The following is an 18415-nucleotide window of genomic DNA, read 5'->3' on the forward strand; positions in this document are numbered from 1 at the left end:
CCGACCGCGGCACCGTACGAGGTCGTCAACCGGGCCCGGGATCGTCGGAGCCGCACAGCCGCTCCCCCAGTTCGCTGCGCCCGTAGTGCACGCTGCGGCCGCTGCGGGTCCTGGTCAGCAGGCCCGCGTCGTAGAGGATCGACAGGTGCTGGCTGACGGCGCCGGGCGTGACGGCGAGGCGGTGGGCCAGCTCGGTCGTGGAGGCGGGTTCCGTGAGCAGCCGCAGGAGGCGGGCGCGGGCCGCGCCGAGCAGCCGGGTCAGCGCCTCGCCGGAGGCGGGCGGCGCGGTCTCGGAGATCGTGGCGCGGCCGCGCGCCGGATAGCTGAGCAGCGGCGGGAGCCCGGGGTCGATCATGGTGTGGGCGCCGTGCGCGAACAGCGTGGGCACGAGGACGAGACCGCGGCCGCCGATGGCGATGTCGGCCTCCGGCCACGGGAGGTAGCCGTGGCTGTTGGTCTGCGCGAGGGTGAGCACCTCGCCGTCCCACGACAGCCGCGGGTCGAGGCCGGTGAACAGGCCGCCCACCCCCTCTTCCGCGAGCACCTTGCCGCGATGGGTGAGGTCGGCCTCCAGGACGGACTGCACGCGCGGCCACCAGTCGGCGGCGAGGCAGTCGTACCAGTACGACTCCAGCGCGTCGGCGATGCGGTGGCGGAACGCGGCCGGGTCGGTCAGCCCGGTGCGCAGCACCTCCGGCAGCCGGTCGGCCGTGGTGCCGTACGCGGCCGTGAACTCGGGGGCGAGGAGCCCCGGTGGGACCCGGCGCAGCGCGGCGATCTGCCGGGCGAACGCGGGGCGCGGCCGGTCCGGGCGCGGGGTGAGGAAGTCCGGGATCCACAGATGGGGCGCGATGAGTGCGCCGAGGAGCTCGGTGTCCTGGCGGCGGAAGGCGGGGCCGAGGCGGCGCAGCCACGGCCGCTGGTGCGGATAGCGCGCGGGTTCGCGCCAGGCGCGCAGCGAGTACACGGCTTCCTGGAGCGGTGAGTAGGCGAAGGAGGTCCGGGCCAGATCGCCCATGACGAAGCGGAACTCGATCACCCGCGACATCCCTTCCGGCCGTTCTTTTAGTCTCAGGCTAAAGAAATGTCGCGGCGCCGGGAACCCCGTTTCGCTGGGGGCATGACCACGTCACCGCCTGCGGCGCGCCCCGCCGTCACCGCCCCCGCCACCCGTTTCGGCGGACTGCTGCCCGCCGACGCCCTGTTGCGCCACCTGTCCGTCCTCACCCTGCTCAACGCGTTCGGACGCGGCCTCTTCTTCCCCGTCAGCGTCCTGTACTTCACGCGGGTCATCGGCCTGAGCGCCACCTCGGTGGGGATCGGGCTGACCGTGGCCGGGCTGTTCGGGATCGCGGCGGGGCCGCCGGCCGGGCGCGCCTCCGACCTGTGGGGACGCCGCACGATGCTGACCGCGCTGTGGATCGGCTGCGGCGGCGCGCTCGCCGCGTACACGGTGGTCGGTTCCTATCCGGCGTTCCTCGTCACGGCGGTCGCCTACGCGGCGCTGTGCCAGGCGAGCATGGGGGTGCGCAACGCGCTCTACGCCGATGTGCTCACCCCCGGTTCGCGGGTGGAGGGCCGCGCGCATCTGCGGATGGTGACGAACGTCGGGATGGGCGTGGGCGGCGTCTTCGGTGCCCTGGCGCTCCAGGTGGACAGCCGGGCCGGGTACACGGCGCTGATCCTGCTGGACGCGGCGATGTTCGTCACCTCTGCGCTCCTCGTGCTGCGGCTGCCGGGCGGGGGCGGGCGCCGGGTCGCGGACGACGTCCCGGCGGGGGACCGCTGGCGGGCGGTGCGCGATCTGCCGTTCCTCGCGGTGACGTTCCTCAATGCCGTACTGGCCCTGCAGTACAGCCTGTTGGAGGTGGGGCTGCCGCTGTGGATCGCGGAGCACACCGAGGCGCCGCGCTGGTCGGCGGCGCTGGTGACGGTCCTCAACTGCGTCCTGGTGGCGCTGTTGCAGGTGCGCGCGACGCGGGGTGTCGAGGACCTGCCGGGCGCGGTGCGGGCGATGCGCCGCGGGGGTCTGCTCCTCGCGCTGTCGTGCGCGGTGTTCGCGGCGACGGCCGGGCTCTCCCCGTGGTGGGCGCTGGCCGTGCTCGTGGTGGGCGCGGTGGTGCAGGTGGGCGCCGAGGTGCTGTCGGCGGCGGGCGGCTGGACCGTCGGGTACGGGCTCGCCGACTCCCGGGCGCAGGGCGTCTACCAGGGGGTGTTCAACTCCGGGCAGGCCGCGGCGACCATGGCCGCGCCCGCCCTGGTGACCGTGACCGCGATCCGGCACGGCGCGGCGGGCTGGATCGTGCTCGGGGCGCTGTTCGTGGCGGCCGGTCTGGCCGTGGGTCCCGCCGTGCGGTGGGCGCGGCGGGACGCGGAGTGGCGGGGCGAGTGACCGGCCGGGTCAGCCGGCGTCGAGGCCGCCGGTGCGGGTCCGCTTGAGCTCGAAGAAGTCGGGCTCGGTGGCCAGCACCCGGAAACTGTCGAAGAGTTCCGCGGCCCGCTGTCCGCGCGGGACGGCCCGCAGGACCGGCCCGAACCACACGGTGCCGTCGACGTGGATCGTGGGCGTGCCGACGTAGGAGTCCGTCTCGGGTTCGCGGCCCGCGTCGTGGCTGCGGCGCACCGCGTCGTCGTGGGCCGGGTCGTGCGCGGCGGCGGCCAGGTCGGCGGGCAGCCCGAGGTCGGCGAGCGCGTCGGCCACGACGGCGTCGAAGTCGTCCTGCTTCTGCTGGTGGATGCGGGTGCCGAACGCCGTGTAGATATCGCGCAGGACGCCCTCTCCGTGCTGCTGGGCGGCGGCCGCGGCGACCCGGACCGGGCCGATCGACCGGTCGACGAGATCCCGGTACCAGTCGGGGAGTTCGTTGCCGATGTTGTGCAGGTACAGGCTCATGACGTGGAAGCGGAGGTCGAGCGGACGGTGCCGCTCGACCTCCAGGATCCAGCGGGACGTGATCCAGGCGAAGGGGCAGGCGGGGTCGAACCAGAAGTCGACGCGGGTGGCGGATCCGGTGGCCGGGTCAGTGGTCATGCCCCGAAGCTAGCCGCCGGGTGGCCCCGGCCGGTGGTCCATTCCTGCCTCATTCGGGTGGGCCATTCACCACGGCCTGGGGTCGCGCCCGCTGAGCGCGAGGGCCCGCGCGTACGCGGGGGCGCCGTCCGGCAGGGGCACGGGGTCGGCGAAGCCCTCGTACTGCCGGTAGACGGCCGCGTTCTTCTCGACGACGTGCAGGAGCAGCGCGGCGGCGCCGTCGGAGACCTGGAACTCCTGGCCGGTGGCGCGGGCCACGTCCCAGCCGTGCAGGACGAGTTCGGCCCACAGCAGGGCGGCGACCTCCGGTGCGGGCTGCCGGGCGTGTCCGAGGTCCACCTCGCCCTCCCAGACGGCGGGCTCGGACCACGCGGCGACGGCCTCGTCGAGCCGGTCCGCGTACCGCTCGGCCCAGTCGCTCCCGGCAGTGAAGTGCCGGTCCGCCAGGCCGTCGGGGAGGGGTTCGCGGCGCGCCCGGTGCAGCATGCCGTCGCCGGTGTAGGCGACCCAGTGGTGGACGAGGGCGCGTACGTCCCAGTCGCCGCAGCCGGAGGCCGCGCCGAGCCGGTCGGGCCCGACGGCCGCCGCGACGCGGGCCGCCTCGGTGGCGCATTCGATCAGGTACGGGTGGACGGTGTCCCGGCGTTCTTCCATGCCGTCGACGGTAGGAGCCGGGGGCGCCGTGTCTCTTGAACAAACGCGACACCGTGCGAGAGGGCCGCAAGGGGCCGGACCGCGTCCACGGGATGCGGCGCAAGACCGGTGCAGAACGTGCGACCCGCACGCGGTCAACAACCGGGCGGCTGAGGGGCCCGGCCACTAGACCCGGGCGTCGACCGCCGCCACCAGTTCCGCGATCGGGGTCGCGCCGGCCGGGCGGCGCAGGCGGGCCGCTTCGTTCGCGCGTTCCTGGAGGATGTCGTTGACCGGCGTCGGCACTCCGTGCAGCCGTCCGAGCAGACCGATCTCGCCGTTGAGGAAGTCGGCCTCGACGCTGCCCGCGCCCCGGTCGAGGGACTGCCAGGTGGAGCCGCCGCCGCGCGGTGAGCCGTCGAAGGGCTCGAACCGGATGCGGTCGCCGCGCTCCTTCCGCTCCTCCTCCTGGCCGGTGTACGCGATCCCGGCGGCGTCGAGCACGGCCTCGCCCTCGGCGCGGGCCCGGCGGAACAGGGCGATGCCCTCGTCGTCGGTGAGCACCCCGGAGACCGCCTCGACGGCGTTCGCGAGGTTGGCGAGGAGCTTGGCGTACTTCCAGCGCATCACGTCGTCGGCGACGGGCGCGGCGAGCCGGCCGCCGCGCTCCAGGTCCGCGGCGATCGCCCGCGCGGTGTCGTCGCTGCCCGCCGGGTAGCGGCCCAGGTGCAGGATGCCGGTGAGCGGGGCGCCCGCGGCGCGGACCACTCCCGGCTCGACGAAGGTGGCGGGCAGCCAGACGCACATCGCGTACACGCGCTGGAAGGTGCGCAGGGCGAGCCGTTCGCTCTCCACGCCGTTCTGGGCACACACCAGCGGCAGCCGGGCGGCCGCCGTGCCGCCGCCCTCCACAGGGGCGGCGCCCCAGGCGGCCAGCGCGGCGGCGCTGTCCTGGGTCTTCACACAGAGCACGAGGACGTCGTCGGCGTGCAGCGTGCCCAACGCCGCAGGCCCGTCGGCCACGGGCAGCCGGTGCACGCGCACTCCGTCCGGCGCCTCGAACCTGAGTCCCCGCTCGCGCAGTGCCTCGTACTGTCCGCCGCGCGCCACCAGGACGACGTCCTGCCCGGCCTCGGCGAGCCGGGCGCCGATGGCACCGCCGACCGCCCCTGCCCCGATGATGAGATAGCGCATGGCGTCGACCCTGGCACAGCACGGCCCCGCGAACCAGATGCACAGGCCATCGGTTACCGTCGCCCCATGACGCACACGGATCCGCAGACGACGCTCACCCTCGGCTCCGACCTGCCCGTACGCCGTCTCGGCTACGGCACGGTGCATCTGACCGGGCACGGCGCCTGGGGTCCGCGCGGCAGCGACGCGAACGCGACGGCCGTCCTGCGCCGCGCCGTCGAGCTGGGCGTGACGCTGGTCGACACCGCGGACAACTACGGTCCCGGCGTCGCGGAGGAGCGGGTCGCCGCGGCCCTGCACCCGTACGCGGACGGCCTGGTGATCGCGACCAAGGGCGGTGTCGTGCGCACGTCCGCCGAGTCGTGGCACATCGAGGGCCGGCCCGAGCGGCTGCGCGCCATGTGCGAGGCGAGCCTGCGCCGGCTGCGGCTGGAGCGGATCGACCTGTACCAGCTGCACCGGATCGATCCGGACGTGCCGCTCGCCGACCAGCTGGGGGTGTTGAGCGAGCTGCGGGACGAGGGCAAGGTCCGGCACGTGGGCCTGGACTCGGTGCGGGCCGGGCAGCTCCAGGAGGCCCTCGATCTGGACGTGGTGCCGGTCGTCTCGGTCCAGAACCGCTACAACGTCCTGGACCGCTCCTCCGAGCCGCTGCTGAAGCTGTGCGAGGCGCGGGGCATCGCGTTCCTGCCCTGGTTCCCCCTGGGCAACGGGACGCTGACGCACCATCAGGATCTGACGGCCGTCGCGGCGGCGCACGACGCGACCCCGTCACAGGTCGCGCTCGCCTGGCTGCTGCACCACTCCCCCGTGCTGTGCCCGACGCCGGGCACCGGGACCGTGGCGCACCTGGAGGAGAACCTCGCGGCGGCCGAACTCCAGCTCACCGAAGAAGACATGGCCCGGCTCGACGCGCTCACGACTCGGGACGCGTGAGCTCCACCAGCTTGACGACGGTGTTCCAGTTCCGGCTCGTCGCGATCAGGCCCTTCTGCACGGCGGGCCGCCCCAGCTGCTCGGCGAGCTTGGACCGGCCGAGCCCGTCGGGCGCGTAGAGATAGACGACGCGGTCCCCGAGCCGGAAGTCCTCGGGCGCGTAGGCGGGCAGGTCGATCGCCGCGTACCGGTCCGGGTCGGGCGCCTGCGACAGGTACGTGACGTGCAGCTGCTTGCCCTCCAGTTCGGCGGCGGGGAACGGGCAGGCGTCCCTGACCGCCGCCAGATAGGCGTGGTCGCGGACGAGGACGTCGACCGGGAAGCCGAACGTGTCGGCGATGCCCCGCCCGACGGCCGAGGCGAGGGAGTCCTCGTCGCCGCCCTCGGCCGCGAACGTCACGTTGCCGCTCTGCAGATAGGTCGTCACGTCCTGGTGGCCCAGGCCCTCCACGAGGGAGCGCAGCTGCGCCATCGGGACCTTCTTGTTGCCGCCCACATTGATGCCGCGCAGCAGCGCCGCGTACCGGGTGATCGCCATGGGGCCACGATAAGGCGGCCGTCGCGCCCCGTGGGGGTGGGCACGACGGCCGCCGGTCCGAGAGAGCCGGGTGGGGCTACTCGACGATCTTCAGGAGCTTGTTCGGGGTGCCGTCGGTGGCGTTCGTGATGGCGTCCGCGGTGGCTCCGCCGGTCAGCGCCGTGGCGACGTCGGCGGGGGCCGCGTCCGGGTGCCCGGCGAGGTAGACGGCGGCGGCACCGACGACGTGCGGGGTCGCCATCGACGTACCGGAGATGGTGTTGGTGGCGTCGTCGCCGGTGTTCCAGTCGGAGGTGATGTCCGAGCCGGGGGCGTAGATGTCCACGCCCTTCCCGTAGTTGGAGAAGTCGGACTGCTCGTCGTCCTTGGTGGAGGAGGCGACGGTGATGGCCTCGGGGACGCGGGCCGGGGAGCTGGAGGAGGCGTCCGCCGACTCGTTGCCGGCCGCGACCGCGTAGGTGACGCCGGAGTCGATCGACTTCTTCACCGCGGCGTCCAGCGCCTCGTCCACGCCGCCGCCGAGCGACATGTTCGCGACGGACGGGCCCGAGTGGTGCTCGGTGACCCAGTCGATGCCCGCGACGACCTGCTCGGTGGTGCCGGAGCCCTGGTCGTCGAGGACGCGGACCGCGACGATCTTCGCCTTCTTGGCGACGCCGTGCGCCTCTCCGGCGATGGTGCCGGCGACGTGCGTACCGTGCCCGTTGCCGTCGTCGGCGCTGTCGTCGTTGTCGACGGCGTCGAAGCCGTAGGAGGCACGGCCGCCGAAGTCCTTGTGGCTGATGCGGACACCGGTGTCGATGACGTACGCGGTGACGCCCTCACCGGCGCTGTCGGGGTAGGCGTACGCGCCGTCGCCCGCGGTCTCCGCCTGGTCGATGCGGTCCAGGCCCCACGACGGCGGGTTGTTCTGGGTGGCGGCGGTGTGGAACTTCTTGTTCTGGACGACCTTCCCGACGGACTTGTCGGCCGCGAGCTGCCTGGCCTCGGTCTCCGAGAGGCCGTTGACCGAGAAGCCGTTGACGGCCGAGTCGTAGGCGCGGCGGAAGGTGCCGCCGTACTCCTTGGCGAGGTCCTTCTTGGCGGCGGTGTTCGCCTTCTGGTCGAGCAGCACGATGTAGCTGCCCGCCACGGCGCCCTTGGCGTCGAGGCCGTAGACATTGCCCTGGGCCGGGGCGGCGGCGCCCGCGAAGCCGCCGGTGAAGACGGTGACACCGACGGCGGTCGCCGCCGTGGCTATCGCGGCGGTGAGCTTCATCGAACGCGCACGCTTGTGAAGTGCCATGAAGAGTGAACTCCTCGTGGTGTGTGGGGGGTTGTGTGGGATCTACGCGCGTGGGGGCGCGCAATTTGGTGCAGCCTCCGGCAATCTCCGGAAGATCTCCGGGGGTTGAGACGAAACCCTGACCGATTGACGCGACCAGATCAAGACCTTCATACAGCTGTGACTTTTTCAACAAGGTTCTGTAATAACAATCCGGACAGATCAACCCCCTATAGATGTAAGGGGCGTTCGTCATCCTCTGCTCCGACCCGCACCGTCCGTACCTCACCGGGCAGCACGACGAAGCGCGCTTATGCCGCCCCTACCTTCGAATCCGGAGGTGACCTCATGGCGAGGAACGGGGAACGGCAGGAGGGCCGGGTGCGCGGTGTCGCGGCCCGGGCCGGCGGATGGAGCGCCCGTCATCGATGGGCGGCGGTGGGGATCTGGGTGCTGTTCGTCGTCCTGGCGATGGGCATCGGGAACGCGGTGGGCCGCGCCGACGTCAAGGAGAGCGATCAGCTGAGCGGCGAGACCGGACGGGCGGAACGCATCGCCGACGACGCCGGCATCGACGAACCGGCCGGCGAGACGGTGCTCGTGCAGGCACGGAACGGCCAACTACGCGCCACCGCACCGGAGTTCAAGCGAGCGGTCGAGGACGTCGTCAAGGCCGTCGAGGGCACCGGAGCGGTCACGAACGTCCGCTCCCCCTACGCGGCCCGGGCGCAGTCGATCTCGAAGGACGGCCGCACCGCGCTCGTCCAGTTCGACATGCGGGGCGACCCCGAGACGGCGTCCGACCGGGTCGAGCCGGTCCAGGAGGCCGTCGCGGGAGTCGCGGACGACCACGGTGCGCTGCGGATCGAGGAGATCGGCGCGGCGAGCATGAACAAGACGTTCGACGACGCATTCGGCGACGACTTCCAGCGGGCCGAGTACTCGGCCGTGCCGGTGGCGCTCGGCATCCTGCTGATCGCGTTCGGCGCGCTCGTCGCGGCGCTGCTGCCGGTGGCGCTCGCGGTCACCGCGATCGTGGCGACGATGGGCCTGATGGCGATCGTCAGCCACCTCCAGCCGATGAGCGACACCGCCAACTCGGTGATGCTGCTGGTGGGGCTGGCGGTCGGCGTCGACTACTGCCTGTTCTATCTGCGCCGCGAGCGCGAGGAGCGGATGAAGGGCCACGACGCGGGGGCCGCGCTGCGGATCGCGGCGGCCACCAGCGGGCGGGCGATCATCGTCTCCGGTGTCACGGTGTGCGTGGCGATGGCGGGCATGCTGTTCACCGGCATCGCAGAGTTCCAGGCGATGGGCCTCGCCTCGCTGATGGTGGTCGCGGTCGCGATGGTCGGCTCGGTGACCGTGCTGCCCGCGCTGCTCTCCCTGCTCGGTGAGCGCGTGGAGAAGGGCCGTCTCCCCTTCCTGCACCCGGACAAGCGGCGCGGCGGCGGCAAGGGGGAGAGCGGCAGCCGGTTCTGGACCCGTGTCCTGGGTGTCGTGCTCAAGCGGCCCGCCGTATCGGTGGCCGTGGCGGTCTGCGCGCTGCTCGCGGTCGCCGCGCCGGCGCTCGGCATGAAGACGCAGAACCTCACCCTGGACCAGGAGTTCGGGGACTCGCTGCCGATCGTGGCGACGTACGACCGGGTCAACGAGGCGTTCCCGGGCGGCTCCGAGCCGGCCGAGGTGGTCGTCGGCGCCGATGACATCAACGCCCCCGAGGTGCGCTCGGCGATCGCCGACTTCCGTACGCGTGCGGTGAGTTCGGGGGCTTCACGCGGCCCGGTCGAGGTGACCGTGCACGCGGCGCAGAACGTCGCCTTCGTCTACGTACCGCTGGTCGGCGGGTCGGACCAGGGCCGGGCGGAGAAGAGCCTCGCGCTGCTGCGCGACGAGGTGCGGCCGGCCACGCTCGGCAAGGTCGACGGCGTCGAGGCGCCGATCACCGGTCAGGTCGCCGGATCGAAGGACTTCAACGACCAGATCGTCGGCTCGGTCGTCCCGGTCTTCGCCTTCGTGGTCGCCTTCGCCTTCCTGCTGATGCTGCTGTCGTTCCGCTCGCTGACCGTCGCGATCACCTCGATCGCGCTCAACCTGCTGAGCGTGGGCGCCGCCTACGGGATCCTCGTCGCCGTCTTCCAGCACGGCTGGGGCGCTTCCCTGGTCGGCGCGGAGGGGGTCGGCGCGATCATCTCCTGGCTGCCGCTGTTCCTCTTCGTGATCCTGTTCGGCCTGTCGATGGACTACCACGTGTTCGTGGTGTCGCGGATCAGGGAGGCGCGGCTGCAGGGGCGCACCAACACCGAGGCGATCCGGCACGGTGTCGTCACGACCGCGGGCGTGGTCACCAGCGCGGCCGTGATCATGGTCGCCGTCTTCTCGATCTTCGGCACGCTGTCCATGCAGTCGATGAAGCAGATGGGCGTGGGCCTCGCGGCGGCCGTCCTGATCGACGCCACCGTCATCCGCGGCGTGCTGCTCCCGGCCGTGATGGCGCTGCTCGGCGAGCGCAACTGGTACCTGCCGAAGTGGCTGCGCCGGATGCCGGACCTCACGCACGACGAGGCGCCCGCGCCCGCCCCGGTTCCGGCGGCGGCCGCCAAGGGGGGCGAGGAGCTGCGGGTCTGACGACCGCCGCTCCCGCCCCACCCCGGGACGGTGTGTCCGCCGGCCGCGTCACGCGGCGGTGGGCACGCCGTCCTTCTGCGCTTCCTGTGCTTCGTGCGCTTCGTGCGCTTCGTGCGCTTCCTGCCGCTGGGCCGCCTCGCGCTCGAACGCGTCGAGCGTGCGGCCGAAGTCGCGGGTGGACAGCAGCAGCTTGTAGACGATGGCGAGTTCGAAGACGAGCAGCAGCGCACCGGCCACGATGGTGGTGCCGATCACCTGGTCGAGGATCGGGCCGACGATGAAGACGGCCATCTGGAACTCGATGCCGCTGATCAGGTGCGTACGGATCCGGTGGCGCAGCAGGAAGGAGCGCATCCGCAGATAGGCGGGGAAGCGGCTGCGGAACTCCTGGTGCAGGTCGACGACCTGGCGCTTCGGCGCCCGGTCCGGCGTCTCCTGCACCGCCGGCTCGTCGGCCTCTCGCCGCGCCTCCACCACGTCGCCGTCCTCGTCGACGCCCGTCTCGGCGTCGGCGGCCGCGCCGGCCAGGTCCTGCTCCATGTCGGCGGACGGGTTGGCCCGCAGCAGGTCCTCCATGAAGGCGAGGCTCTGCTCGTTCTGGGCACGGCGGGCGGCGCGGACGTGGGCCTTGATCTTCTTGCGCATGTTGTGCCGGGTCTTGAAGATCTCCAGCGCGTTGAGGTAGCGCAGCCCGTCGAGGAAGACGACGGCCACCGCGAGCCACACGTACCAGATGTCACCGGTGCGGTGGTACTGGCCGCCCATCAGGGCCACGGCACAGGCCATGACGCGGACCCGGTCGAAGATGTAGTCGAGCCAGGCGCCGAAGACGGAGCCCTGTCCCGTCAGCCGGGCGACCTTGCCGTCCATGCAGTCGAGGATGAAGCTCAGGTGGTAGACGACGGCACCGGCGATCAGCCAGCGCCAGTCCCCCATGGCGAAGCAGCCGGCCGCGCCGAGCCCCAGGATGAGGGCGCCCCAGGTGATCTGGTTGGGCGTGATGCGTGTCCACCGGGCAGTGAGCCGCACGAGCGGCGTCGCGACCGGGTCGACGAGCAGCACGGTCCACCACGCGTCACGCTTCTTCTGCGTGAGCCGACGCACGTCGGACAGCGGTGGTATGTCTCGGGGCATGGGGACGCCAACTTTCGATGTTCCAGAGCAGGTTCACCTCACGCTAAGAAAGTGTTCTCACCAAGTTCAAGAGGAATTCAGCACAACCTTTCACGTGGGGTAACGGTCCAACGGGCAGCCGGGTCAACGGGTATACCCCGACGACCCGGCGTTACCCGAGCGTTATTCTGCGGCCTGTTCGTTATCGCCTTGGCACACTACTTTCACTGGCCAATGGAACCGATCGGCCCGGAATTCCGTCACCCCAGTTCCGCCTCGATCAGGTCGGCCGCGCGCGGGGTGCCGCCCTCCTCAGCCATCTCCCGCCGGATCGCGGCGAGCCGCCGCGCCACCTCGGGGTCGTCGACGAGCGCGAGGACGGCTTCGCGCAGGGTGTCCGCCGTGGCCTCCTCCTTGGGGACGTGCCGGGCGACCCCGAGCGCCTGCAGCACGTCGGCGTTCCCGAACTGGTCCGCGGCCTGCGGCACGCAGACCATCGGCGTGGCGGTGGCGAGGCCTTCCTGGCTGCCGCCCGCGCCGGCGTGCGTGATGAAGGCGTCGGCCTGCTGCAGGATCACCAACTGGGGCACCCAGTTCCGCACCTCCACGTTCCGCGGCACCGCGCCCAGGTCGTCGGCGGTGACGTGCCGGCCCACCTGGAGCACGACGTGCCAGCCCGGCAGGTCACCGAACGCCTTGACGCACTCGCGGTAGAAGTCCGGCTGCTTGGTGAACGACGAGCCGAGCGACACGAGCAGCACCCGCTCGGCGTCGTCCGGACGCTTCCAGTCGCCCTGCGCGGACCGGTCGCCCTGGCAGGCGCCGACGAAGCTGTAGCGGGAGGTGTCGACCCGGTCGGCGTTCGGCTGCAGCGCCCTGGGGATGAGCACGAGGGAGCGGGGCGGACGCCCGACGAACGGGTCGGGGTCGTCCGCGATGCCGTTCCCCCGCAGCCAGTCGGTGAACCTGGCGTAGTACGCCTTGCCGCGCTCGGTCCGCCGGGGCTCGGCCCACATCGGCTCGGCGATCTCCTCCTCGTAGCCGTCCCACGCCACGAGGTTCGGCGAGAGGGAGACCGCGGGCACGCCCCAGCGGCGGGCCAGCACGATCGCCGGGTAGGAGGTGATGTCGTGGATCACGAGGTCGGGCACGCCGGCCCCGCCGTCGCCCTCGTACGCCTCGATGAGCTGGGGCAGGACCTGGATCGCGTCGTCCAGGAACGGCTCCACGTTGTCGAGCAGCGTGGTCCCCCAGGCCGCCGGGTCGTCGTCCGGCCCGGGGAGCGTGCTGGTGTACGGGACCGGCTCGGCGCCGGTGCCGGCGACCTTCTCGGCGAAGAGGTGCGGGATCGCGTACGTGACGCGGTGCCCGCGGGCGACGAGTTCCCGGATCACTTCGAGGCTCGGGTTCACGTGCCCGTGGGCGGCGATGGAGAACATGGCGATGTGGGCGGGCCGGGTGGTCCGGGAGTCATGGGTGCGTTCCGGGTTCGTCATGCGTCCACCGTAAGCGAGACGATACGTCTCGTGCAATCCATTACGGACCACGCGCGGCCGGGTGCGAGACTGGGCCGGTACCAGCTGGAACGCGGGAGGCACGAGATGGACGAGGCACGGGCACGGGACGTGCTGGCCCTGGCGGGGTTCGGCGACGCGGCGGGCGGCGCCGAGCTGCTCGCCCTCGGGGAGAACGCGGTCTTCGGCGCGGGCGATCTCGTCGTGAAGGTCGGGCGCAGCACCGAGCAGGCGCCGGAACTCCTCGACCGGGCCCGGCGCGAGGTGGCCGTCGCTTCCTACCTCGCCGAGCACGGTGTTCCCGCGGTGCGCGCCGCCAAGGACGAGGCGCTGGTCGTGGACGGGCACCCGGTGACGCTCTGGTACCGCATCCCGGCGGCCGTGCGTCCGGCCGAGCCCCGCGATCTCGCCGAACTGCTGAAGCTGGTGCACGCGCTGCCCGCACCCACCGGCTTCGAACTGCCCCGCCGTGAACTGCTAGGCGGGGTCGAACGCTGGCTGCGGCTCGCGGGCGACGCGATCGACCCGGCGGACGCGGACTATCTGCGCGAGCGGCGCGACGGGTTCGCCGCGGCCGCCGCCGCGCTCACCCCGCGGCTGCCCGTCGGGCCGATCCACGGTGACGCGCTGCCCCGCAATGTGCACATCGGGCCCGAGGGGCCCGTCCTGGTCGACCTGGAGACGTTCTCCGCGGACTTCCGGGAGCACGACCTGGTGGTCATGGCGCTGTCGCGGGACCGCTACGGGCTGCCCACGGCGGCCTATGACGGGTTCGTCGAGGCGTACGGGTGGGACGTGCGGGAGTGGGACGGGTGCGGTGTGCTGCGCGGGGCGCGGGAGACCGCGTCCTGTGCTTGGGTCGCCCAGCATGCGCCGGGCAACCCCAAGGCGCTGGTGGAGTTTCGGCGGCGGGTCGCTTCGCTGCGGGACGGGGATGTCGCCGTGCGGTGGTATCCCTTCTAGGTTCGGGGCGGGTGGGCGGCTTTCCCGCCGTGGCACGGGGGCTTCGCCCCCGGACCCCCAGTCCTCAAACGCCGGACGGGCTGGATTGAGGCCGAACCGGGCTGGATCCATGGGCCCGTATCGGCCAGGCCGGGTCCACCACCGCGTCCGTCTCGCCCTTCTTGCGGAGGAATTTCTGGAAGTCGGTCGCCCAGTCCGCGTACCACTCCACCTGCCTGCGGTGCAGTTCGGCGGCGCCGAGTGCGGCGACCTTGGCGTGCCGCTCGCCTATCGCGCGGGCCAGCAGGGTCGCGGCCAGGGCGTCCGCGGAGGCGTCGTGCGCGGCGTCGAGCGTGACGCCGTACTCGGTGCAGACCGCTTCGAGGTTGCGCTTGCCGCGGCGGTAGCGGTCGACGCTGCGGTCGATCGTGTACGGGTCGACGACCGGGCCGGGCTCGGCGCCGCCGAGACGCTCGCGCAGTGAGGGCAGGCCGTGTCTGGCCAACTCGGCGCAGAGCAGCGTCAGATCGAACGTCGCGTTGTACGCGACCACCGGGACGCCCGTGCGCCAGTACCCGACGAGGACACCGGCGATGGCGTCCGCGACGCGATCGGCCGGCTCGCCCTCGGTGCTCGCGCGCTCGGTGCTGATCCCGTGGACCGCGACCGCCTCGTCCGGGATCGGGACGCCCGGATCGGCCAGCCACGTCCGGTGGCCGAGGACCGTGCCGTCCCTGACCTCGATGACGGCGCCCGTGACGATGCGCGCCTCGCGCGGATCCGTCCCGGTCGTCTCCAGGTCGAAGCCGACCAACAGCTCTCGGTGCCAGCTCATGACTGCCCCCTGTCTCGTGGTGCGTTCCCCCAATGACCACCACGATCGCACGGGCCACTGACAATCGGTCCGCGCCCCTGTCCCGCCCGGTCAGGTCCGGTCCGGTCCGGTCCGGTCCGGTCAGGACACGGGACGGCCGTCCGCCCAGGCCTGTTCGAACTCGTCGCGGTACGTCACGAAAAGTCCGTTCTCGTCGGTGTCGGCCGAGGGTCCCGACCTCAGCACGCGGCCGCCGCCGCGCAGCACGAGGACCGGTGCCTCCATCCCCCGGGCCCGGCGCAGATACGACTGGACGACGGCGATGCCGTCCGAGCCGTCGCCGTCCACGAGATAGGCGGTGAAGCGCGGCGTCTCGTCGAAGACCTGGATCTCGAAGGCCCCGGGGTCTCTCAGGCGGGCCCGCACCCGGCGCATGTGCAGGATGTTCATCTCGACGGCACGGCTCAACTCGCCGCGCTTGAGACCCAGTTCCCGCTCCCTGCGCTTGACCGCGCTGGAGGCCGGGTTGAGGAAGAGCAGCCGGACCCGGCAGCCGGACTCGGCGAGCCGCACGAGACGCCGCCCCGAGAAGTTCTGCACCAGCAGGTTCAGGCCGATCCCGATGGCGTCGACGCGGCGCGCCCCGCCGAACAGGTCCTCGGCGGGGAACTGGCGCAGCAGCCGCACCCGGTCGGAGTGGACGCCGACCACGTCCGCGTACCGGTCACCGACCAGGTCCTCGACCGCGTCGATGGGCAGCCGGCGGGCCGAGGGGACGTCGGACCCGGCGCCGAGCATCTCCAGGAGCCGGGCGGAGGCCCGCTCGGCCTGGGCGAGGACCGTCTCGGACAGGGCGCGGTTGCGGGAGACCACGTTGCGCGTGACCTCCAGCTCGTCCAGCGCGAGTTCGACGTCGCGCCGGTCGTCGAAGTACGGCTCGAAGCACGGCCAGTGCTGCACCATCAGCTCGCGCAGCTGGGGCAGCGTCAGGAACGACAGGACGTTGTCGTCCGCGGGGTCGAGGAGATAGCCCTTGCGGCGGCTGACCTCGCGCACGGCGACGGCGCGCTGCACCCATTCCTGCCCGGCGGGCCCGGCGGCGGCGACGACCCAGTCGTCCCCGTTCACCGGCTCGTAGATGGGGCGCAGCACGGCCGCGACGACGGCCCGCAGCCGCTGCTCGACCAGGTTCAGCCAGATGTAGGCGCGCCCGGCTCGTTGGGCACGCGTACGGACTTCGCGCCAGGCGTCGGCGCCCCAGTCCAGTTCGGGTCCGATCTGCGATCCCACGTCCATGGGCCGAGCCAGTGACACCGCTCCGGGCGGGATGTCCGATGAGCCTGCCCCTTGCCCTTCTTGACCCTCGTGACCGTCGTCACCAGGGGGCAGCTCCAGACCACCCGAGCTCACCCGCTCCGCACCGCCTTCCGCTCCCCCGAGCTATGTCGAGCACTCCCCCTGCAACGATCAAGGAAGGGTACTCCGGGAGCGGCGGGCGGTGCAGCCGGATGGACCGGTGAGTTTCTCAACTGCCGTTAACGGGAACCCCGTTCTGTCCGGCCAGATCCGCCGGAGTGAGCGGATTCATAGCGGTCACGTCCCTGGGGGCGACGGAGAAGCCCTGCCAGTGGACCGGCATGGGCTGCTGGTCCTCGTCCCGGGCGATGTGGTGGAACCCGATGTTGACCCAGGTGATCGGGTGCGTGAGCGTCTGACCCGAGACCCACTTGTCCACACTTGTCCCGCCGCAGCTCGCCGACGGGTTGTCGCTCGCGTACTGCTCGCACTTCTTGTACTCGGTGAAGTACACGTCGTGCTTGGTGAAGGAGCGCCCGGGGTACTTGCTGGAGCGGCCGGGCACGAACTCGTACGACCTGGGGTGGCCGTCCTTGTTCTTGCCGGCCGTCGAGACCACCCGCCACCACCGCATGTCCGCCACGTCACCGGCGAGTTCCTTGGTGACCGGGGTGCGGGTGGTCTTCGTGGTCGGCGAGCCGTTGCCGCGGGGCGGGGTGACCTTCGAGTCGTACTGCTCGACCTTCGCCTTGCTGGAGCCGTCCAGACCGAAGTTGAGCCGCCAGAAGACGTTGTGGCTGTGGCTCTCCGCGTAGGCGGTGGCGCCCTTGCCGATGGGCCAGCCCTTGCCGTCGGTGCCGTTGTAGTCGTACGGCGAGAGGCTGCCGGTGGCGCCGACGTTCGAGGTGATGGTGCCGTCGGAGGAGAAGCGCCACTCGGTGATGTACTCGTACCAGGACGCCTTGTTGACCGTGTAGACCAGCAGGTCCTTGCCCTGGGCGCTGTAGAGCTTGCCGTTGCCGCCGGTCGACGCGTCGTCGTTGAGCCGGTACGCGTGCCCGCGCGCACGCGTGGTCGTGCACAGGCCCTTGACGTTCCCCATGTCGGGGACCTTGACGGTCTTGATGGTGCCGCCGGGGCACTCGGCCGGCTTCAGGTTCTGCAGCGCCTGGCCGAAGTCGGTGCCGGTGATGTCGTCGTACTCGGCCTCCCCGTCGTCGTAGGGGACATGGACCTGCGCGAGGCGGGCGCTGGTGAGGACCGGGATCGGCTTGGGCTCGCTCTTGGGCTGGTAGCTGACGTCGTCCAGGACGAGCCCGGACAGCGTGTTGTAGTGCCAGCACATGCGCCAGGTGGTGCCGCCGTCGAGGACCTGCTCGATCTGGTACGCGGCCGAGCAGGCGGGCGCGGCCGCGGCGGGCGCCTCCCGGGGCCCGGCGGCGGCGGACGGGGCGGTGGCGAGGGCGGTGCCGAGCAGCGCGGTGACCGCGAGGCCCGTGAGGCCGGAAAGGGCGGCGGCGGGCCGGATGCGGGCGCGCCGGACTCTGTTGACGTGCGTGACGTGCATGCGGAAGGGCTCCCTTGTGCAGGAGAAACGGCAGCGGACGTGGTCGGCGGGGCCCGGGCCCCGGTCGTCAGGACAGGCGGCCGACGGCGCGATCGCTCAGGTCGACGACGAGGGCCCGGGTGTCGATCCACGGCCCGTTCTTCACCTTGGCGACGATGCGCAGGCACCGGTGCTTGCCACAGGCGGTGAGGTCGGAGGGCACGTCGGCGACGGTCTCCTTGCGGAACACCATGCCGCTCAGCTGCAGTTGGCCGGCCGTGGTCAGCGGCTTGTCGGTGGCGTCCTTGTAGTCGCTCTTCAGGTCGGCGCCGAGCGGGCTGCCGATCAGCAGCTCGGCGGCCTGCTTCAGCTCGTCCTGGCTGGGCGGCGGCTGCACGCCCTTGTCGGTGGCGGTGTCCTCGACCTTGCCGGTGTCCAGGTTCACCGTCCTGGTGACGACCGAGTCGGTCCGGTAGTCGTAGAAGACGACGTCGGCCCGGCGCTGGGCCGCGGCGGCGGCGCTCAGGTCCGGGGCGGTCTCCGTCAGGTTCGTCGACAGGTGCTGGGGGCCGCGGTCGCCCTCCGCGTCCCTCGCGTTCATCCGCAGGCCGTCCGCGGCCTCGGCGAGCCGCTCCGCCCGTGCCGTCTCGGCGTCGGTCAGCGGGTCGCGGCCGACGCCCTTCTCGCCCTCCGCGGGCGCGGCCTCGATCCGGCCCGCCGGTGCCACGGCGTCCTGCTGCGCGGTGGCGGCCTTCGCCACGTCTCCCCCGTCGTCCTGCGGCAGGCTCAGGCCGACCGTCACGGCGGCCCCGGCGACCGCGAGGGCCGCTCCCGCCACGATTTTCCCGAGATGGCGTCTTGCTAGCGCGCGCACATCTTCCCCCTTTGTCCCCGGCAGTCCCACCGATGGGCATACCGGTATTGCGTGGTCTTCCTGTAAGAGGGACGCAACTCCCGGCTGGTTCC

At 72.0% G+C, this 18415-nt stretch carries 16 protein-coding genes; 4 read left to right on the plus strand and 12 right to left on the minus strand.

The annotated features are described in order from the left end of the window. Nucleotides 1–25: 25 nt before the first annotated feature. Nucleotides 26–1039 (minus strand): ArsR/SmtB family transcription factor, encoded by a 1014-nt coding sequence (locus tag ABT127_RS22050; protein ID WP_351452598.1) that lies wholly within the window; start codon nucleotides 1037–1039, stop codon nucleotides 26–28. Between the two features lie 81 nt (nucleotides 1040–1120). Here ABT127_RS22050 and ABT127_RS22055 point away from each other — a divergent pair, with 81 nt between their 5' ends. Next, nucleotides 1121–2392 carry an MFS transporter gene (locus ABT127_RS22055; protein WP_351452601.1) on the plus strand — a complete coding sequence of 424 codons (1272 nt, stop codon included), beginning with the start codon at nucleotides 1121–1123 and terminating at the stop codon, nucleotides 2390–2392. Nucleotides 2393–2401: 9 nt separating this feature from the next. On the opposite strand, the gene ABT127_RS22060 is transcribed toward ABT127_RS22055, so the two are convergent. The 3 genes from ABT127_RS22060 to ABT127_RS22070 form a co-directional block, all read right to left on the minus strand. After that, nucleotides 2402–3031, minus strand: coding sequence for a mycothiol-dependent nitroreductase Rv2466c family protein (locus ABT127_RS22060; RefSeq protein ID WP_351452604.1), 630 nt, complete (start codon nucleotides 3029–3031; stop codon nucleotides 2402–2404). A gap of 66 nt (nucleotides 3032–3097) precedes the next feature. Next, a complete protein-coding gene (locus ABT127_RS22065) occupies nucleotides 3098–3685 on the minus strand; it encodes a TIGR03086 family metal-binding protein (protein ID WP_351452606.1) in 588 nt (195 codons plus the stop codon). A 165-nt stretch (nucleotides 3686–3850) separates the two neighbouring features. Next, complete coding sequence (locus ABT127_RS22070) at nucleotides 3851–4858, minus strand: ketopantoate reductase family protein (RefSeq protein WP_351452609.1); 1008 nt, start codon at nucleotides 4856–4858, stop codon at nucleotides 3851–3853. A 66-nt stretch (nucleotides 4859–4924) separates the two neighbouring features. Between ABT127_RS22070 and ABT127_RS22075 the strand changes: the two genes are divergently transcribed. Beyond that, nucleotides 4925–5794, plus strand: a complete 870-nt coding sequence (locus tag ABT127_RS22075; protein ID WP_351452612.1) for an aldo/keto reductase — start codon at nucleotides 4925–4927, stop codon at nucleotides 5792–5794. Here ABT127_RS22075 and ABT127_RS22080 read toward each other — a convergent pair. Both ABT127_RS22080 and ABT127_RS22085 read right to left on the minus strand, forming a co-directional pair. Then, nucleotides 5775–6332, minus strand: coding sequence for a DUF1697 domain-containing protein (locus ABT127_RS22080; RefSeq protein WP_351452615.1), 558 nt, complete (start codon nucleotides 6330–6332; stop codon nucleotides 5775–5777). The two genes, ABT127_RS22075 and ABT127_RS22080, sit on opposite strands and share 20 nt — an antisense overlap. 76 nt (nucleotides 6333–6408) lie before the next feature. Beyond that, nucleotides 6409–7617, minus strand: coding sequence for a S8 family peptidase (locus ABT127_RS22085; protein WP_351452618.1), 1209 nt, complete (start codon nucleotides 7615–7617; stop codon nucleotides 6409–6411). A gap of 327 nt (nucleotides 7618–7944) precedes the next feature. Here ABT127_RS22085 and ABT127_RS22090 point away from each other — a divergent pair, with 327 nt between their 5' ends. Further along, nucleotides 7945–10224, plus strand: a complete 2280-nt coding sequence (locus ABT127_RS22090; protein WP_351452621.1) for an MMPL family transporter — start codon at nucleotides 7945–7947, stop codon at nucleotides 10222–10224. Between the two features lie 48 nt (nucleotides 10225–10272). Here ABT127_RS22090 and ABT127_RS22095 read toward each other — a convergent pair whose 3' ends face one another. Both ABT127_RS22095 and mgt read right to left on the minus strand, forming a co-directional pair. Next, a complete protein-coding gene (locus ABT127_RS22095) occupies nucleotides 10273–11358 on the minus strand; it encodes a CDP-alcohol phosphatidyltransferase family protein (protein ID WP_351452624.1) in 1086 nt (361 codons plus the stop codon). 239 nt (nucleotides 11359–11597) lie between these two features. Continuing rightward, nucleotides 11598–12884: a macrolide-inactivating glycosyltransferase gene (gene mgt, locus ABT127_RS22100; RefSeq protein WP_502971756.1), complete on the minus strand. Its 1287-nt coding sequence runs from the start codon at nucleotides 12882–12884 to the stop codon at nucleotides 11598–11600. A 54-nt stretch (nucleotides 12885–12938) separates the two neighbouring features. Here mgt and ABT127_RS22105 point away from each other — a divergent pair, with 54 nt between their 5' ends. Continuing rightward, nucleotides 12939–13814 carry a phosphotransferase enzyme family protein gene (locus tag ABT127_RS22105; RefSeq protein WP_351452629.1) on the plus strand — a complete coding sequence of 292 codons (876 nt, stop codon included), beginning with the start codon at nucleotides 12939–12941 and terminating at the stop codon, nucleotides 13812–13814. Nucleotides 13815–13878: 64 nt separating this feature from the next. Here the strand turns inward: ABT127_RS22105 and ABT127_RS22110 are convergent, their stop codons facing one another. From ABT127_RS22110 to ABT127_RS22125, 4 genes are all read right to left on the minus strand, one after another. Continuing rightward, nucleotides 13879–14628 carry a 3'-5' exonuclease gene (locus ABT127_RS22110; protein WP_351452632.1) on the minus strand — a complete coding sequence of 250 codons (750 nt, stop codon included), beginning with the start codon at nucleotides 14626–14628 and terminating at the stop codon, nucleotides 13879–13881. Between the two features lie 120 nt (nucleotides 14629–14748). Beyond that, nucleotides 14749–16017 (minus strand): DUF5919 domain-containing protein, encoded by a 1269-nt coding sequence (locus ABT127_RS22115; protein ID WP_351452635.1) that lies wholly within the window; start codon nucleotides 16015–16017, stop codon nucleotides 14749–14751. 115 nt (nucleotides 16018–16132) lie between these two features. Next, a complete protein-coding gene (locus ABT127_RS22120) occupies nucleotides 16133–17470 on the minus strand; it encodes a copper amine oxidase (protein ID WP_351452638.1) in 1338 nt (445 codons plus the stop codon). Nucleotides 17471–17537: 67 nt separating this feature from the next. Next, a complete protein-coding gene (locus ABT127_RS22125; protein ID WP_351452640.1) occupies nucleotides 17538–18287 on the minus strand; it encodes a Tat pathway signal sequence domain protein in 750 nt (249 codons plus the stop codon). Between the last annotated feature and the right edge of the window lie 128 nt (nucleotides 18288–18415).

This window comes from Streptomyces sp. NPDC001904 (assembly GCF_040297005.1).
Lineage (GTDB): Bacteria > Actinomycetota > Actinomycetes > Streptomycetales > Streptomycetaceae > Streptomyces.

What these genes read in the sequence shown, in the direction of transcription:
- ABT127_RS22055 (WP_351452601.1), top strand. Translation starts at nt 1,121, where the DNA reads ATGACCACGTCACCGCCTGCGGCGCGCCCCGCCGTCACCGCCCCCGCC.
- ABT127_RS22060 (WP_351452604.1), bottom strand. Translation starts at nt 3,031, where the DNA reads ATGACCACTGACCCGGCCACCGGATCCGCCACCCGCGTCGACTTCTGG.
- ABT127_RS22065 (WP_351452606.1), bottom strand. Translation starts at nt 3,685, where the DNA reads ATGGAAGAACGCCGGGACACCGTCCACCCGTACCTGATCGAATGCGCC.
- ABT127_RS22070 (WP_351452609.1), bottom strand. Translation starts at nt 4,858, where the DNA reads ATGCGCTATCTCATCATCGGGGCAGGGGCGGTCGGCGGTGCCATCGGC.
- ABT127_RS22075 (WP_351452612.1), top strand. Translation starts at nt 4,925, where the DNA reads ATGACGCACACGGATCCGCAGACGACGCTCACCCTCGGCTCCGACCTG.
- ABT127_RS22080 (WP_351452615.1), bottom strand. Translation starts at nt 6,332, where the DNA reads ATGGCGATCACCCGGTACGCGGCGCTGCTGCGCGGCATCAATGTGGGC.
- ABT127_RS22085 (WP_351452618.1), bottom strand. Translation starts at nt 7,617, where the DNA reads ATGGCACTTCACAAGCGTGCGCGTTCGATGAAGCTCACCGCCGCGATA.
- ABT127_RS22090 (WP_351452621.1), top strand. Translation starts at nt 7,945, where the DNA reads ATGGCGAGGAACGGGGAACGGCAGGAGGGCCGGGTGCGCGGTGTCGCG.
- ABT127_RS22095 (WP_351452624.1), bottom strand. Translation starts at nt 11,358, where the DNA reads ATGCCCCGAGACATACCACCGCTGTCCGACGTGCGTCGGCTCACGCAG.
- ABT127_RS22105 (WP_351452629.1), top strand. Translation starts at nt 12,939, where the DNA reads ATGGACGAGGCACGGGCACGGGACGTGCTGGCCCTGGCGGGGTTCGGC.
- ABT127_RS22110 (WP_351452632.1), bottom strand. Translation starts at nt 14,628, where the DNA reads ATGAGCTGGCACCGAGAGCTGTTGGTCGGCTTCGACCTGGAGACGACC.
- ABT127_RS22120 (WP_351452638.1), bottom strand. Translation starts at nt 17,470, where the DNA reads ATGCACGTCACGCACGTCAACAGAGTCCGGCGCGCCCGCATCCGGCCC.